Genomic DNA, 13130 nt, shown 5'->3' with positions numbered 1-13130 from the left:
GAGTTAAGCCTGAGCAGGCGAACATATAACGGAGAGCTCAGATGGCTAAGAGCAAGTTTGAACGTAACAAGCCGCACGTCAACATCGGCACGATTGGTCACGTTGACCATGGCAAGACATCGTTGACGGCAGCGATTACGAAGTATTTCGGAGAGTTCAAGGCGTACGACCAGATCGACGCGGCACCGGAAGAAAAGGCGCGCGGCATCACCATTTCGACGGCGCACGTCGAGTACGAGACGGCAGCGCGCCACTACGCGCACGTCGATTGCCCCGGCCACGCCGACTATGTGAAGAACATGATCACCGGTGCGGCGCAGATGGACGGCGCGATCCTGGTTGTATCGGCAGCCGACGGCCCGATGCCGCAGACGCGCGAGCACATCCTGCTGGCCCGTCAGGTTGGCGTTCCGGCGATCGTGGTTTTCCTGAACAAGGTCGACCAGGTTGACGATGCCGAGCTTCTGGAACTGGTTGAACTGGAAGTGCGCGAGCTTCTGTCGAAGTACGACTTCCCGGGCGACGATGTGCCGATCGTCAAGGGTTCGGCGCTGGCCGCACTGGAAGATTCCAACAAGGAAATCGGCGAAGACGCGGTGCGCGCGCTGATGGCGGAAGTCGACAAGTACATCCCGACGCCGGAGCGTCCGGTTGACCAGCCGTTCCTGATGCCGATCGAAGACGTGTTCTCGATCTCGGGTCGTGGTACGGTTGTGACGGGCCGCGTTGAACGCGGTATCGTCAAGGTTGGTGAAGAAGTTGAAATCATCGGCATCAAGCCGACGACGAAGACGACGGTGACCGGCGTTGAAATGTTCCGCAAGCTGCTCGACCAGGGCCAGGCCGGCGACAACATCGGCGCGCTGATCCGCGGCGTTGGCCGTGAAGACGTCGAGCGCGGCCAGATCCTTGCCAAGCCAGGTTCGGTCAAGCCGCACACGAAGTTCAAGGCAGAAGCCTACATCCTGACGAAGGACGAAGGTGGCCGTCATACGCCATTCTTCTCCAACTACCGTCCGCAGTTCTACTTCCGCACGACCGACGTGACGGGTGTGGTGACGCTGCCGGAAGGCACGGAAATGGTCATGCCCGGCGACAACATCTCGGTTGATGTGACGCTGATCGTGCCGATCGCAATGGAAGAGAAGCTGCGCTTCGCTATCCGTGAAGGTGGCCGCACCGTCGGTGCAGGCATCGTCGCTTCGATCATTGAGTAATATTAAGGTTTTATGCAGAGGCGCCTGCTATAGGCGTCTCCGCTAAACAAGGAAAAGATGAAATGAACGGTCAAAACATCCGCATTCGCCTCAAGGCGTTTGATCATCGGATCCTTGACGATTCGACGCGGGAAATCGTGTCGACTGCCAAGCGTACCGGTGCCAATGTGCGCGGACCGATCCCGCTTCCTACACGGATCGAGAAGTTCACAGTAAACCGCTCGCCGCACATCGACAAGAAGAGCCGCGAACAGTTCGAGATGCGCACTCATAAGCGTCTTCTCGATATCGTAGACCCAACCCCGCAGACAGTAGACGCGCTGATGAAGCTCGATCTTTCCGCTGGTGTTGATGTCGAGATCAAGCTGTAAGGCTTGAGGACGGAAGGACGAACCGATGCGTTCAGGTGTAATTGCACAGAAGCTGGGCATGACTCGCGTCTACAATGACGCAGGCGAGCATGTACCTGTGACAGTTCTTCGTATGGAGAATTGCCATGTCGTGGCTCAGCGTACAGTCGAGAAGAATGGCTACACAGCTGTTCAGCTCGGTGTTGGACTGGCCAAAGTAAAGAATACAACGCAGGCATTGCGCGGTCATTTCGCGAAGGCCTCCGTTGAGCCAAAGGCGAAAGTGGCTGAGTTCCGCGTTTCTGCCGACAACCTCTTGGATGTCGGTGTTGAGATCACGGCCGAGCATTTCGTTGCTGGTCAGAAGGTTGATGTGACGGGTACGTCGATCGGTAAAGGTTTTGCCGGTTCGATGAAGCGCCACAACTTCGGTGGTCACCGCGCCACACACGGTAACTCGGTAACACACCGCGCTCACGGTTCGACCGGTCAGCGTCAGGACCCGGGTAAAGTGTTCAAGGGCAAGAAGATGGCCGGTCACATGGGTCAGACCCGCGTGACGACCCAGAACATCGAAGTCGTTTCGACGGATCTGGATCGTGGTCTTATTCTCGTTCGTGGTGCTGTTCCTGGCTCCAAGGGTGCATGGATCCTGGTACGCGATGCCGTCAAGGTAGCGCTGCCGGCAACTGCCCCCAAGCCAGCTGGTGTTCGCCAGGCCGCAAACGCCGCAGCAGCTGTGTCTGATGCAGAAGTAGCTCAGACGACTGAGGGAGCCGTATAATGGATCTCACAATTACAACACTTGAAGGCAAAGACGCCGGCAAGGTGAAGCTCTCGGAAGAGATTTTCGGCCTTGAGCCACGCGACGACATCCTTCAGCGCATGGTCCGTTACCAGCTCGCCCGCAAGCAGCAGGGAACACACAAGGCAAAGGGTCGTTCGGAAATCGCACGCACCGGCGCCAAGATGTACAAGCAGAAGGGTACGGGCCGCGCCCGTCACCATTCGGCACGTGCTCCGCAGTTCCGCGGCGGTGGTAAGGCGCATGGTCCGGTTGTTCACAGCCACGAACATGACCTGCCGAAGAAGGTTCGCGCTCTCGCGCTCCGTCATGCCCTGTCTGCCAAGGTAAAGGCTTCCGAGCTCATCATCATCGATGAGCTGGCCGCTACCGACGCCAAGACAAAGGTACTTGTTTCGCAGTTCGCCAAGCTGGGCTTCGAAAATGCGCTTCTCATCGGCGGTGCCGAGATTGATGCGAATTTCCGTCGCGCTGCTTCGAACATCCCGAACATCGATGTTCTGCCAATTCAGGGCATCAATGTTTATGACATCCTGCGTCGCGGCAAGCTCGTGCTTTCCAAGGCTGCAGTTGAAGCTCTCGAGGAGCGTTTCAAATGACCGATCTTCGCCATTACGACGTGATCGTCAGCCCGGTTATCACCGAAAAGTCGACCCTGGTTTCCGAACATAACCAGGTCGTCTTCAACGTGGCCCGCAAGGCAACGAAGCCGGAAATCAAGGCCGCAGTCGAAGCGCTGTTTCGCGTGAAGGTAACTGCAGTCAATACAGCTGTGCGCAAAGGCAAGGTGAAGCGGTTCCGCGGCATCGTCGGGCGCCAGAGTGATGTCAAGAAAGCTATCGTGACGCTTGCCGAAGGGCAGTCGATCGATGTTTCGACTGGTCTCTGAGGGGCCGTGGAGTAAAGACAATGGCACTCAAACATTATAATCCAACCACACCAAGCCAGCGTCAGCTGGTCATCGTGGACCGCTCGGAGCTCTACAAGGGCAAGCCTGTCAAGGCTCTGACCGAAGGTCTTCATTCAAAGGGTGGTCGTAACAACTCCGGTCGCGTGACTGCACGCTACCAGGGTGGTGGTCACAAGCGCACATACCGCTTTGTAGATTTCAAGCGCCGCAAGCATGACGTGGCTGCCAAGGTTGAACGCCTTGAATACGATCCGAACCGGACCGCATTCATTGCTCTCATCCGCTACGAAGACGGTGAGCTGAGCTACATCCTGGCTCCGCAGCGTCTGGCTGTCGGCGACAGCGTTATCGCTGGCGCACAGACGGACGTGAAGCCAGGCAATGCGATGCCATTGTCGTCGATCCCGGTCGGCACCATCATCCACAATGTGGAGATGAAGCCAGGCAAGGGCGGTCAGATCGCCCGTTCCGCCGGTACCTATGCGCAGCTCGTCGGCCGCGACCAGGGCATGGCAATCCTTCGCCTGAATTCGGGTGAACAGCGCCTCGTCCACGGTTCGTGCTTCGCCACGGTCGGTGCAGTATCCAATCCTGACCATGGCAATATCAGCCTTGGTAAGGCCGGCCGCAGCCGTTGGCTTGGCAAGCGCCCGCACGTTCGCGGTGTTGCCATGAACCCGGTTGATCACCCGCACGGTGGTGGTGAAGGTCGTACGTCAGGTGGTCGTCATCCTGTTTCTCCGTGGGGCAAACCCACGAAGGGCAAGAAGACGCGCTCCAACAAGTCGACGGACAAGTTCATCGCTCGTTCGCGTCATCAGCGCAAGAAGTAAGAGAGGTAGTCTGAAATGGCTCGTTCAGTTTGGAAAGGCCCGTTCATCGATGGCTATCTTCTCAAGAAGGCTGAGAAGGTACGTGAGGGCGGTCGCAGTGAAGTTATCAAGATCTGGAGCCGTCGCTCCACGATCCTGCCACAGTTCGTCGGTCTGACCTTCGGTGTGTACAACGGTAACAAGCATGTGCCGGTTTCGGTCAACGAAGAGATGATCGGACACAAGTTTGGTGAATTCGCTCCGACGCGTACCTATTACGGTCACGGCGCGGACAAGAAAGCGAAGAGGAAATAAAGATGGGCAAGGCTAAGGCTCCGCGCCAGCTTAAGGACAACGAGGCGAAAGCCGTTGCCCGTACGCTCCGTATCAGCCCTCAGAAGCTAAATCTGGTGGCTGCTTTGATCCGTGGCAAGAAGGTTAACGCCGCTCTTGCCGATCTGGAATTTTCGCGCAAGCGGATTGCAGGGACGGTGAAAAAGACTCTCGAATCAGCTATCGCCAACGCAGAGAACAACCATGACCTGGATGTTGATGCTCTGGTTGTTGCTGAAGCCTACGTTGGCAAGTCAATCGTGATGAAGCGTTTCCACGTTCGTGGTCGCGGTCGTGCAAGCCGGATCGAGAAGCCATTCTCGCATCTGACGATCGTTGTCCGCGAAGCTGAGGAAAAAGGGGAGGCCGCATAATGGGCCAGAAGATTAATCCGGTTGGCTTCCGCCTTGGCATCAACCGGACCTGGGACTCGCGTTGGTACGCGAACACAGGTGAATACGGCAAGCTGCTGCATGAAGACCTGAAGATCCGCAAGTATCTGATGGACGAGCTGAAGCAGGCTGCCATTTCCAAGGTGGTGATCGAGCGTCCGCACAAGAAGTGCCGCGTGACGATCCATGCTGCCCGTCCGGGTCTGATCATCGGCAAGAAGGGCGCCGATATCGAGAAGCTGCGCCGCAAGCTGTCAGAAATGACAAACGCGGAAACAGCGCTCAATATCGTTGAAGTCCGCAAGCCGGAAACAGATGCAGTCCTGGTTGCGCAGTCCATCGCTCAGCAGCTGGAACGCCGTGTTGCATTCCGCCGTGCCATGAAGCGTGCCGTTCAGTCGGCCATGCGTCTTGGTGCAGAAGGCATTCGTATCAATTGCTCGGGTCGTCTCGGCGGCGCGGAAATTGCGCGTATGGAATGGTACCGCGAAGGCCGCGTGCCTTTGCATACACTTCGTGCCGATATCGACTACGGAACTGCTGAAGCACACACCGCCTACGGCATCTGCGGCGTCAAGGTCTGGGTATTCAAGGGCGAGATCCTTGAGCATGACCCAATGGCCTCCGAACGTCGCGCTGTTGAAGGTGATGGTCATCAGGGTCAGAACCGTCGCCGCGAAAACGCTTAAAATAGCGTCTTTCCGGAAAGAGAATTTTGGAGTAGAGAACAATGCTGCAGCCTAAGCGCACAAAGTTCCGCAAGCAGTTCAAGGGCCGTATCCACGGCGCGTCGAAAGGCGGCACGGATCTTAATTTTGGTGCTTTCGGCCTGAAGGCCCTCGAGCCGAACCGCGTTACCGCGCGTGAGATCGAAGCCGCTCGCCGTGCAATTACCCGTCACATGAAACGTGCCGGCCGTGTGTGGATTCGGATTTTCCCGGATGTGCCCGTAACATCGAAGCCTACCGAAGTCCGCATGGGTAAAGGTAAGGGTTCCGTGGACTACTGGGCATCTCGTGTAGCACCAGGCCGCGTCATGTTTGAACTCGACGGCGTTCCGGAAGATGTGGCTCGTGAGGCTCTTCGCCTTGGTGCTGCCAAGCTTTCGGTCAAGACGCGCTTTATTCAGCGCATCGCAGAATAAGGGTGGATGCTATGAAATCCGCAGAAGTCCGGGCCTTGAGCCTCGATCAGTTGAATGAAGAGTTGGCTACGCTAAAGAAAGAGCAGTTCAACCTGCGCTTCCAGAAGGCGACTGGCCAGTTGGAAAAAACCGCACGTGTCCGGCAGATCCGCCGTGATATCGCGCGCATCAAGACAGTCGCCCGCCAGAAAGCGGTCGAGAGCAAGGCTTAAGGAAGAAAACCATGCCTAAACGCATTCTGCAGGGCGTTGTCGTCAGCGACAAAAACGACAAGACCGTCGTGGTCAAGGTCGAGCGGCGCTATTCGCACCCGCTCCTCCAGAAGACTGTGCGCCAGTCCAAGAAGTACAAGGCGCACGACGAGAATAACCAGTTCAAGGTCGGCGACGCCGTTTCCATCCAGGAATCGAAGCCGATTTCCAAAGACAAGCGTTGGGTTGTCGTTACAGACGCCCCAGCAAGTTAATATTAATTATCTGTATGTAAGTACGCAACAATCGCGAGGGGCAAGGAAAGCCCAGTCCGGTTGAACAAGAAGAAGGCGGCTAGTCATGATTCAGATGCAAACAAACCTCGACGTCGCGGATAATTCCGGCGCACGTCGTGTCATGTGCATCAAGGTGCTGGGCGGCTCGAAGCGGAAATATGCTTCGGTCGGCGACATTATTGTCGTTTCGATCAAGGAAGCAATTCCGCGCGGCCGTGTTAAAAAAGGTGACGTGATGAAGGCGGTGGTTGTTCGTACCGCCAAGGATATCCGTCGCGCGGATGGGAGCGTTATTCGTTTCGACAAGAACGCCGCCGTCCTGATCGACAACAAGAAAGAGCCTATCGGCACGCGTATCTTCGGACCGGTTCCGCGCGAACTCCGCGCAAAGAGCCATATGAAGATCATCTCGCTGGCTCCAGAAGTACTCTAAAGGAGCAGACGATGCAGAAGATCCGTAAAGGCGACCGCGTTGTCGTTCTTGCTGGTAAGGACAAGGGCCGTACCGGCGAAGTAATCAAAGTTTTGCCGAAGGACGAGCAGGCGCTCGTTCGCGGCGTTAATGTTGTCAAGCGTCACCAGAAGCAGACACAGACCCAGGAAGCCGGCATCATTTCGAAAGAAGCGCCGCTCCATCTGTCGAACCTCGCGATCGCCGACCCCAAGGATGGCAAGCCGACCCGCGTTGGCTTCAAGGTTCTTGAAGACGGCAAGAAGGTACGTGTAGCAAAGCGCTCAGGAGACCTGATCGATGGCTAATACCAGTGCAAAGATCGAACCACGCTTGAAGAAGCAGTACCTGGAAGTGGTACGTAAAGACCTTCTCGAGCAGTTCAAATATGACAACGAGATGCAGATTCCCCGCATCACCAAAGTTGTTCTCAACATGGGCGTTGGTGAGGCTACGGCTGATTCCAAGAAGCCAACTGTCGCAGCTGAAGATCTGGCATTGATTGCTGGTCAGAAGCCGGTTATTACCCGGGCGCGTAATTCGATCGCTACCTTCAAGGTACGTGAGAATATGCCGATCGGCACGAAGGTTACCCTTCGTAAAGAGCGCATGTATGAATTCCTGGATCGCCTGATCACGATCGCGCTGCCGCGCGTTCGAGATTTCCGTGGTCTGAACCCGAAGAGCTTTGACGGTCGTGGCAACTTCGCCATGGGCATCAAGGAACACATCGTGTTCCCGGAGATCAACTACGATAAGGTTGATCAGATCTGGGGCATGGACATCATCGTTTGCACGACTGCAAAGACGGATGATGAAGCCCGCGCTCTCCTGCGCGCCTTCAACTTCCCCTTCCGGCAGTAACGGCAAGCGTAGCGAGGTATTTGAAATGGCAAAGACTAGCGCAGTCGAAAAGAACAAGCGCCGTGGTTTGCTCGTCAAGCAGTATGCTGCAAAGCGTGCCCGTTTGAAGGCAATCGTGATGAACCAGTCGCTTCCGCTGGATGAGCGCTTCCGCGCGACAATCCAGCTGGCAGAACTGCCACGGAATTCGACCAAGGTTCGCATTCGCAATCGTTGCGAAGTATCCGGTCGTCCACGCGGTTATTACCGCAAACTGAAAATGTCGCGTATCGCATTGCGCCAGCTGGGTTCGCTCGGCCAGGTGCCCGGCGTCGTGAAGTCGAGCTGGTAAGGGAGAAGACGGATGTCTATGACAGATCCTCTCGGCGATATGCTGACACGTATCCGCAACGCCATCATGCGCAAAAAGGGCAAGGTTTCCACACCTGCCTCCAAGCTGCGCGCACGCGTTCTGGATGTTCTGCAGTCTGAAGGTTATATCCGCGGATACAGCCAGGTAGATTTTGAAAACGGCAAGTCCGAGATCGAAATCGAACTGAAGTATTTTGAGAACGTACCTGTAATCCGTGAGATTACCCGTATTTCGAAGCCTGGCCGTCGCGTTTACGTTTCGGTCAAGTCGATTCCGCAGGTTGCTAACGGTCTTGGTATTTCGATCCTGTCGACGCCGAAGGGCGTGATGGCAGACCACGAGGCACGTGAACAGAATGTCGGCGGCGAATTGCTCTGCCGTATATTCTAACCGCTGGCTTGAAAAGGTTTGAAAAATGTCTCGTATCGGTAAAAAACCAGTGGCAGTCCCGCCAGGCGTAACAGCCAGCGTTGACGGCCAGACCATTAAGGCCAAGGGCCCCAAAGGTGAACTGAGCTTTGTCGCCAACGACGAAGTTCTGGTCAAGTTCGAAGATAATGCCGTTCGCGTTGATCCGCGTGACAGCAGCAAGACCGCCCGGTCGAAGTGGGGCATGAGCCGCACGATGATCGTCAACATCTTCACAGGTGTTAAGGACGGTTTTGAAAAGCGCCTTGAGATCAACGGCGTTGGTTATCGTGCGGCCATGCAGGGCAAGAACCTGCAGCTGTCGCTCGGTTTCAGCCACGAAGTGATCTATGACGTACCAGCTGGCATCACAGTTGCTGTACCGAAGCCGACGGAAATCGTCGTCACGGGCATCGACAAGCAGCAGGTCGGCCAGGTCGCCGCTGAGATCCGCGAATATCGTGGTCCAGAACCCTACAAGGGCAAGGGCGTTAAATATGCGGGCGAGAAGATCGTTCGCAAAGAAGGTAAGAAGAAGTAAGGAATTCGTGTCATGGCATCGCCGAAAGAAATTATTCAGCGTCGCGCTGCGCGTGTTCGCCGCCAGCTCAAGGCGGTTGCCGGTGACCGTCCGCGGCTCAGCGTCCACCGTTCTTCAAAGAATATCTATGCGCAGATCATCGATGATGCGCGTGGACATACAATTGCATCCGCATCGACACTTGATCTTGACCTGAAGGGTCAGCTCAAGACCGGTGCAGACCAGGGTGCAGCAGCACTCGTCGGCAAGCTCGTTGCAGAGCGTGCTGTCAAGGCTGGCATCAAGGAAGTTGTCTTCGATCGTGGCGCCTACATTTACCACGGCCGTGTAAAGGCACTTGCTGAAGCTGCTCGCGAAGCTGGTCTCAGCTTCTAAAGCAAGACATCCGAAATCCGGAACTGCAGGAGCTTGTCTCCTGCAAGCCGGATTTCGTTACTATCATTCGTGCTACCGGAAAAGAAAAAGGAATTAGGAGCATGGCACAGGAAAAACGGAACCGCGAGGATCGCGGCCGCAACGAAGAGCGCGATAGCGAATTCGTTGACAAGCTTGTTCACATCAACCGCGTCGCCAAGGTCGTCAAGGGCGGCCGGCGTTTTGGTTTCGCAGCTCTCGTCGTCGTTGGCGACCAGAAGGGTCGCGTTGGTTTCGGTCATGGCAAGGCGCGCGAAGTGCCGGAAGCCATCCGCAAGGCAACCGAATCCGCCAAGCGCGAAATGATTTTCGTACCACTGCGTTCGGGCCGTACCCTTCACCACGATGTTGAAGGCCGTCATGGCGCCGGCAAGGTTCTGCTTCGCGCAGCCACAGCTGGTACAGGTATCATCGCCGGCGGTCCAATGCGCGCTGTCTTCGAGACACTGGGCGTACAGGACGTTGTTGCCAAGTCGCTTGGCTCGTCGAACCCATACAACATGGTTCGTGCGACATTCGATGCCTTGAAGCACCAGATGCACCCCAAGGACATCGCTGCCCAGCGCGGTATCAAGTACTCCACACTGCAGGCTCGTCGCCGCGACGTGGTCGGTTCGGAAGAATAGGCCAGAAGCTGGCGCAGCAGGGCAGGGATCTCGGTCCCGCTAGCTGTAGACTAAAGGATATAAGTCATGGTTGAGAAGAAGAAGGGTAAGACGGTTACGGTCGAACAGATCGGCAGCCCTATCCGCCGTCCGGCAGAACAGCGCGCAACGCTGATCGGCCTGGGCCTCAATAAGATGCATCGTCGCCGGGTTCTGGAAGATACGCCTTCCGTCCGTGGCATGATTGCGAAAGTTCAGCATCTCGTCCGCGTTGTGGACGAGGCTTAAGAACTCCGGAGATTGATCAAATGAAACTCAATGATCTGAGTGAAAACCCAGGCGCCACCAAAGCGCGCAAGCGCGTTGGCCGTGGTATCGGCTCCGGCTCCGGCAAGACTGCCGGTCGCGGTGTGAAGGGCCAGAAGTCGCGTTCCGGCGTTGCCATCAACGGCTTCGAAGGCGGCCAGATGCCGGTTTACCGTCGCTTGCCAAAGCGCGGCTTTACCAACATCTTCATGAAGAACTTCAATGAAGTATCCGTTGGCCGTATCCAGACTGCCATCGATGCCAAGAAGCTCGATGCCAAGGTTGCGATCACGATTGAAACCCTGAAGGCTGCCGGTGTTATCCGCCGCGCCAAGGACGGCGTTCGTCTGCTTTCCGGCGGTGATATCACAACAGCGGTAACGATCGAAGTTGCCGGTGCCTCCAAGGCCGCGATCGAAAAGATCGAAAAGGCTGGCGGTTCGGTCAAGCTTCCTGCTGTTGCAGCGGCTGCAGAATAATTCTATTGAATGAGCGGCGGCCCTCCGGGTCGCCGCTTGTATCTTGTCTTCCCCGATCATATTTACCAAATCAATCCGCATCATTCTTTTGGTAAATATGATGGGTAAATCTTAGTGTTGATGCATTCCCTGCACGTTTTGGGAAAGCACGGCGCAGTAACGGCACATATCTGGGTAGGACCGTCAGTGCCTGACGGGCGCAGACCGGAGACTACTTATGGCATCAGCCGCTGAACAGCTCGCCTCCAATCTTAATTTCTCTGCTTTTTCCAAAGCTGAAGAGCTTAAAAAGCGCATCTGGTTTACACTTGGGGCATTGCTGGTTTACCGGCTTGGCACCTATATCCCGCTTCCGGGTATCAATCTCGGCGCCTATGCCCAGGCCTTCAATCATCAGGCGCAGGGCATCCTCGGCATGTTCAACATGTTCGCCGGCGGTGCCGTGGCCCGTATGGCGATTTTTGCCCTGGGCATCATGCCCTATATCTCCGCATCGATCATTGTTCAGTTGATGACCTCGGTCATCCCGGCTCTGGAACAGCTGAAGAAGGACGGAGAGCAGGGCCGCAAGGTCATCAATCAGTATACGCGCTATGGCACGGTGCTTCTGGCAACGGTTCAGGCCTATGCGATTGCCGTCGGCCTGCAGGGAAGTCAGGGTATCGTGACCAATCCCGGACCGTTCTTCCTGTTTTCCACCGTTATCACGCTCGTCGGCGGAACCATGTTCCTGATGTGGCTGGGCGAACAGATCACGGCGCGCGGTATCGGCAATGGTATTTCGCTGATCATCTTCTCCGGTATTGTCGCCAACCTGCCGCAGGCCATTTCCGGCACGCTGGAACTCGGCCGTACCGGTGCCCTGTCGACCCCGGTTATTCTGGCGATCATCATCCTGACCATCGCCGTCATCGGTATCATTGTCTTCGTCGAACGCGCACAGCGCCGCCTGCTGATCCAGTATCCGAAGCGCCAGGTCGGCAACCGCATGTTCCAGGGCGATACGTCGCACCTGCCGCTGAAGCTCAATACAGCGGGTGTTATTCCTCCGATCTTCGCATCCTCGCTGCTGCTGTTGCCTGCGACCATTGCCGGCTTCGCCAAGAGTGAAGGTCTTCCCGGCTGGGCGACGACGATCCTTTCCTCGCTTGGCCATGGCCAGCCGCTCTATATGGCGTCCTATGCCGCGATGATCGTGTTCTTTGCCTTCTTCTACACGGCGCTCGTCTTCAATCCGAAGGACACCGCCGATCAGCTGAAGAAGCATTCCGGCTTTATTCCCGGCATTCGCCCCGGCGAACGCACAGCCGAATATATCGACTACGTTCTGACCCGCATTACAGTTCTTGGCGCAGCCTATCTCGTGTTGATCTGCATGCTGCCAGAGTTCCTGATTTCCTGGGCTGGCGTTCCTTTCTATCTCGGCGGTACATCGCTGCTGATTGTCGTGAGCGTTACGCTCGATACGGTTGCACAGATCCAGGGTCACCTGATCGCGCATCAATATGAGGGGCTTATCAAGAAGTCTAAGCTCCGTGGAGGGAAGCGGAACAGATGAGATTAATACTTCTCGGACCACCGGGGGCAGGTAAGGGAACTCAGTCTCAGCGCTTGGTAGAAAAACTAGGGATACCGCAGCTCTCCACCGGGGACATGTTGCGGGACGCAGTCAAAGCCGGAACCGATGTCGGTTTGCGCGCCAAGGCTGTGATGGATGCCGGCAAGCTGGTATCCGACGAAATCGTCAATGCGATCGTTTCAGAGCGCATTGATCAGCCCGATGCAGCCAATGGCTTCATTCTCGATGGTTATCCGCGGACACTCGTCCAGGCGGATGCGGTCGAGGATATGTTGTCGGACAAGGGATTTGAGCTGGATTGCGTCATCGAGCTCGAGGTCGACGACAATGTGCTCGTCGAGCGGATCTCGGGTCGATACACCTGTGCCAAGTGCGGCACCGGTTATCACGACACCAACAAGCAGCCCAAGGTACCGGGCGTGTGCGACAAATGCGGTTCGACGGAATTCAAGCGGCGTCCCGATGACAATGCTGAAACGGTCCGCACGCGGCTTGAGGCTTACTATAAGCAGACTTCGCCCCTGATCGGCTATTACTACGCCAAGGGCAAGTTGAAGAAGGTCGATGGCATGGCGGACTTCGAAGAAGTCACCAAATCGATCGAAAAGATTTTGGCGGAACTTTAGTTTCCGACAAAAATGTACGGGAGGAGTTGACTTTTCGGAGCGATTCCTTCAAAGA

24 protein-coding genes are annotated in these 13130 nt (G+C 56.2%); all 24 read left to right on the top strand.

All coding sequences use genetic code 11. The features are described 5' to 3' along the window. The first annotated feature begins 41 nt into the window (after nt 1-41). Nucleotides 42-1217 carry an elongation factor Tu gene (gene tuf / locus ACP7B1_RS08770; RefSeq protein ID WP_105732669.1) on the top strand — a complete coding sequence of 392 codons (1176 nt, stop codon included), beginning with the start codon at nt 42-44 and terminating at the stop codon, nt 1215-1217. Nucleotides 1218-1279: 62 nt separating this feature from the next. Beyond that, nucleotides 1280-1588 carry a 30S ribosomal protein S10 gene (rpsJ, locus tag ACP7B1_RS08765; RefSeq protein ID WP_008124902.1) on the top strand — a complete coding sequence of 103 codons (309 nt, stop codon included), beginning with the start codon at nt 1280-1282 and terminating at the stop codon, nt 1586-1588. A gap of 25 nt (nt 1589-1613) precedes the next feature. Beyond that, nucleotides 1614-2351, top strand: a complete 738-nt coding sequence (gene rplC / locus ACP7B1_RS08760) for a 50S ribosomal protein L3 (RefSeq protein ID WP_105732685.1) — start codon at nt 1614-1616, stop codon at nt 2349-2351. Further along, nucleotides 2351-2971 (top strand): 50S ribosomal protein L4, encoded by a 621-nt coding sequence (rplD, locus tag ACP7B1_RS08755; RefSeq protein ID WP_223613264.1) that lies wholly within the window; start codon nt 2351-2353, stop codon nt 2969-2971. The genes rplC and rplD overlap by 1 nt, the downstream gene beginning before the upstream one ends. Beyond that, on the top strand, nt 2968-3261 hold the full coding sequence (locus ACP7B1_RS08750; protein ID WP_223613265.1) for a 50S ribosomal protein L23: 294 nt from the start codon (nt 2968-2970) through the stop codon (nt 3259-3261). Before rplD ends, ACP7B1_RS08750 begins: the two co-directional genes overlap by 4 nt. 20 nt (nt 3262-3281) lie before the next feature. Beyond that, a complete protein-coding gene (gene rplB / locus ACP7B1_RS08745) occupies nt 3282-4115 on the top strand; it encodes a 50S ribosomal protein L2 (RefSeq protein WP_112526650.1) in 834 nt (277 codons plus the stop codon). A gap of 15 nt (nt 4116-4130) precedes the next feature. Further along, a complete protein-coding gene (gene rpsS / locus ACP7B1_RS08740; protein ID WP_008124912.1) occupies nt 4131-4409 on the top strand; it encodes a 30S ribosomal protein S19 in 279 nt (92 codons plus the stop codon). 2 nt (nt 4410-4411) lie between these two features. Then, entirely contained in the window at nt 4412-4801 is a 390-nt protein-coding gene (gene rplV / locus ACP7B1_RS08735) for a 50S ribosomal protein L22 (RefSeq protein WP_008124914.1), read from the top strand. Next, on the top strand, nt 4801-5508 hold the full coding sequence (gene rpsC, locus ACP7B1_RS08730) for a 30S ribosomal protein S3 (RefSeq protein ID WP_105732689.1): 708 nt from the start codon (nt 4801-4803) through the stop codon (nt 5506-5508). The genes rplV and rpsC overlap by 1 nt, the downstream gene beginning before the upstream one ends. Nucleotides 5509-5549: 41 nt before the next feature. Continuing rightward, nucleotides 5550-5963, top strand: coding sequence for a 50S ribosomal protein L16 (rplP, locus tag ACP7B1_RS08725; protein ID WP_091877000.1), 414 nt, complete (start codon nt 5550-5552; stop codon nt 5961-5963). A gap of 11 nt (nt 5964-5974) precedes the next feature. Beyond that, nucleotides 5975-6175, top strand: a complete 201-nt coding sequence (gene rpmC, locus ACP7B1_RS08720; RefSeq protein ID WP_105732690.1) for a 50S ribosomal protein L29 — start codon at nt 5975-5977, stop codon at nt 6173-6175. A gap of 11 nt (nt 6176-6186) precedes the next feature. After that, entirely contained in the window at nt 6187-6429 is a 243-nt protein-coding gene (gene rpsQ / locus ACP7B1_RS08715) for a 30S ribosomal protein S17 (protein WP_099999158.1), read from the top strand. Nucleotides 6430-6514: 85 nt separating this feature from the next. Further along, the gene (rplN, locus tag ACP7B1_RS08710; RefSeq protein WP_008124924.1) at nt 6515-6883 is read left to right on the top strand and encodes a 50S ribosomal protein L14; all 369 of its coding nucleotides are present in this window, start codon (nt 6515-6517) and stop codon (nt 6881-6883) included. Between the two features lie 11 nt (nt 6884-6894). Further along, the gene (gene rplX / locus ACP7B1_RS08705) at nt 6895-7209 is read left to right on the top strand and encodes a 50S ribosomal protein L24 (protein ID WP_105732691.1); all 315 of its coding nucleotides are present in this window, start codon (nt 6895-6897) and stop codon (nt 7207-7209) included. Continuing rightward, the gene (rplE, locus tag ACP7B1_RS08700) at nt 7202-7765 is read left to right on the top strand and encodes a 50S ribosomal protein L5 (protein ID WP_223613267.1); all 564 of its coding nucleotides are present in this window, start codon (nt 7202-7204) and stop codon (nt 7763-7765) included. The genes rplX and rplE overlap by 8 nt, the downstream gene beginning before the upstream one ends. A gap of 25 nt (nt 7766-7790) precedes the next feature. After that, nucleotides 7791-8096, top strand: coding sequence for a 30S ribosomal protein S14 (gene rpsN, locus ACP7B1_RS08695; protein WP_223613268.1), 306 nt, complete (start codon nt 7791-7793; stop codon nt 8094-8096). A gap of 12 nt (nt 8097-8108) precedes the next feature. Further along, nucleotides 8109-8507, top strand: coding sequence for a 30S ribosomal protein S8 (rpsH, locus tag ACP7B1_RS08690; RefSeq protein ID WP_091876988.1), 399 nt, complete (start codon nt 8109-8111; stop codon nt 8505-8507). Between the two features lie 25 nt (nt 8508-8532). Beyond that, entirely contained in the window at nt 8533-9066 is a 534-nt protein-coding gene (gene rplF, locus ACP7B1_RS08685) for a 50S ribosomal protein L6 (protein WP_105732694.1), read from the top strand. 12 nt (nt 9067-9078) lie between these two features. Beyond that, nucleotides 9079-9441 (top strand): 50S ribosomal protein L18, encoded by a 363-nt coding sequence (rplR, locus tag ACP7B1_RS08680; RefSeq protein ID WP_105732695.1) that lies wholly within the window; start codon nt 9079-9081, stop codon nt 9439-9441. A 101-nt stretch (nt 9442-9542) separates the two neighbouring features. Further along, nucleotides 9543-10106: a 30S ribosomal protein S5 gene (gene rpsE / locus ACP7B1_RS08675; protein ID WP_105732696.1), complete on the top strand. Its 564-nt coding sequence runs from the start codon at nt 9543-9545 to the stop codon at nt 10104-10106. 66 nt (nt 10107-10172) lie between these two features. Continuing rightward, entirely contained in the window at nt 10173-10373 is a 201-nt protein-coding gene (rpmD, locus tag ACP7B1_RS08670) for a 50S ribosomal protein L30 (protein ID WP_105732697.1), read from the top strand. Nucleotides 10374-10393: 20 nt separating this feature from the next. Then, nucleotides 10394-10870, top strand: a complete 477-nt coding sequence (gene rplO / locus ACP7B1_RS08665) for a 50S ribosomal protein L15 (RefSeq protein ID WP_105732698.1) — start codon at nt 10394-10396, stop codon at nt 10868-10870. A gap of 217 nt (nt 10871-11087) precedes the next feature. Further along, nucleotides 11088-12428, top strand: a complete 1341-nt coding sequence (gene secY, locus ACP7B1_RS08660; protein ID WP_223613270.1) for a preprotein translocase subunit SecY — start codon at nt 11088-11090, stop codon at nt 12426-12428. Continuing rightward, the gene (locus ACP7B1_RS08655; RefSeq protein WP_223613271.1) at nt 12425-13075 is read left to right on the top strand and encodes an adenylate kinase; all 651 of its coding nucleotides are present in this window, start codon (nt 12425-12427) and stop codon (nt 13073-13075) included. Before secY ends, ACP7B1_RS08655 begins: the two co-directional genes overlap by 4 nt. Nucleotides 13076-13130: the final 55 nt, after the last annotated feature.

This window comes from Phyllobacterium sp. SL163 (assembly GCF_049896885.1).
Lineage (GTDB): Bacteria > Pseudomonadota > Alphaproteobacteria > Rhizobiales > Rhizobiaceae > Phyllobacterium > Phyllobacterium calauticae.
Note: the sequence above shows the minus strand (reverse complement) of the source record. Positions and strands in the feature narration are given on the sequence as shown.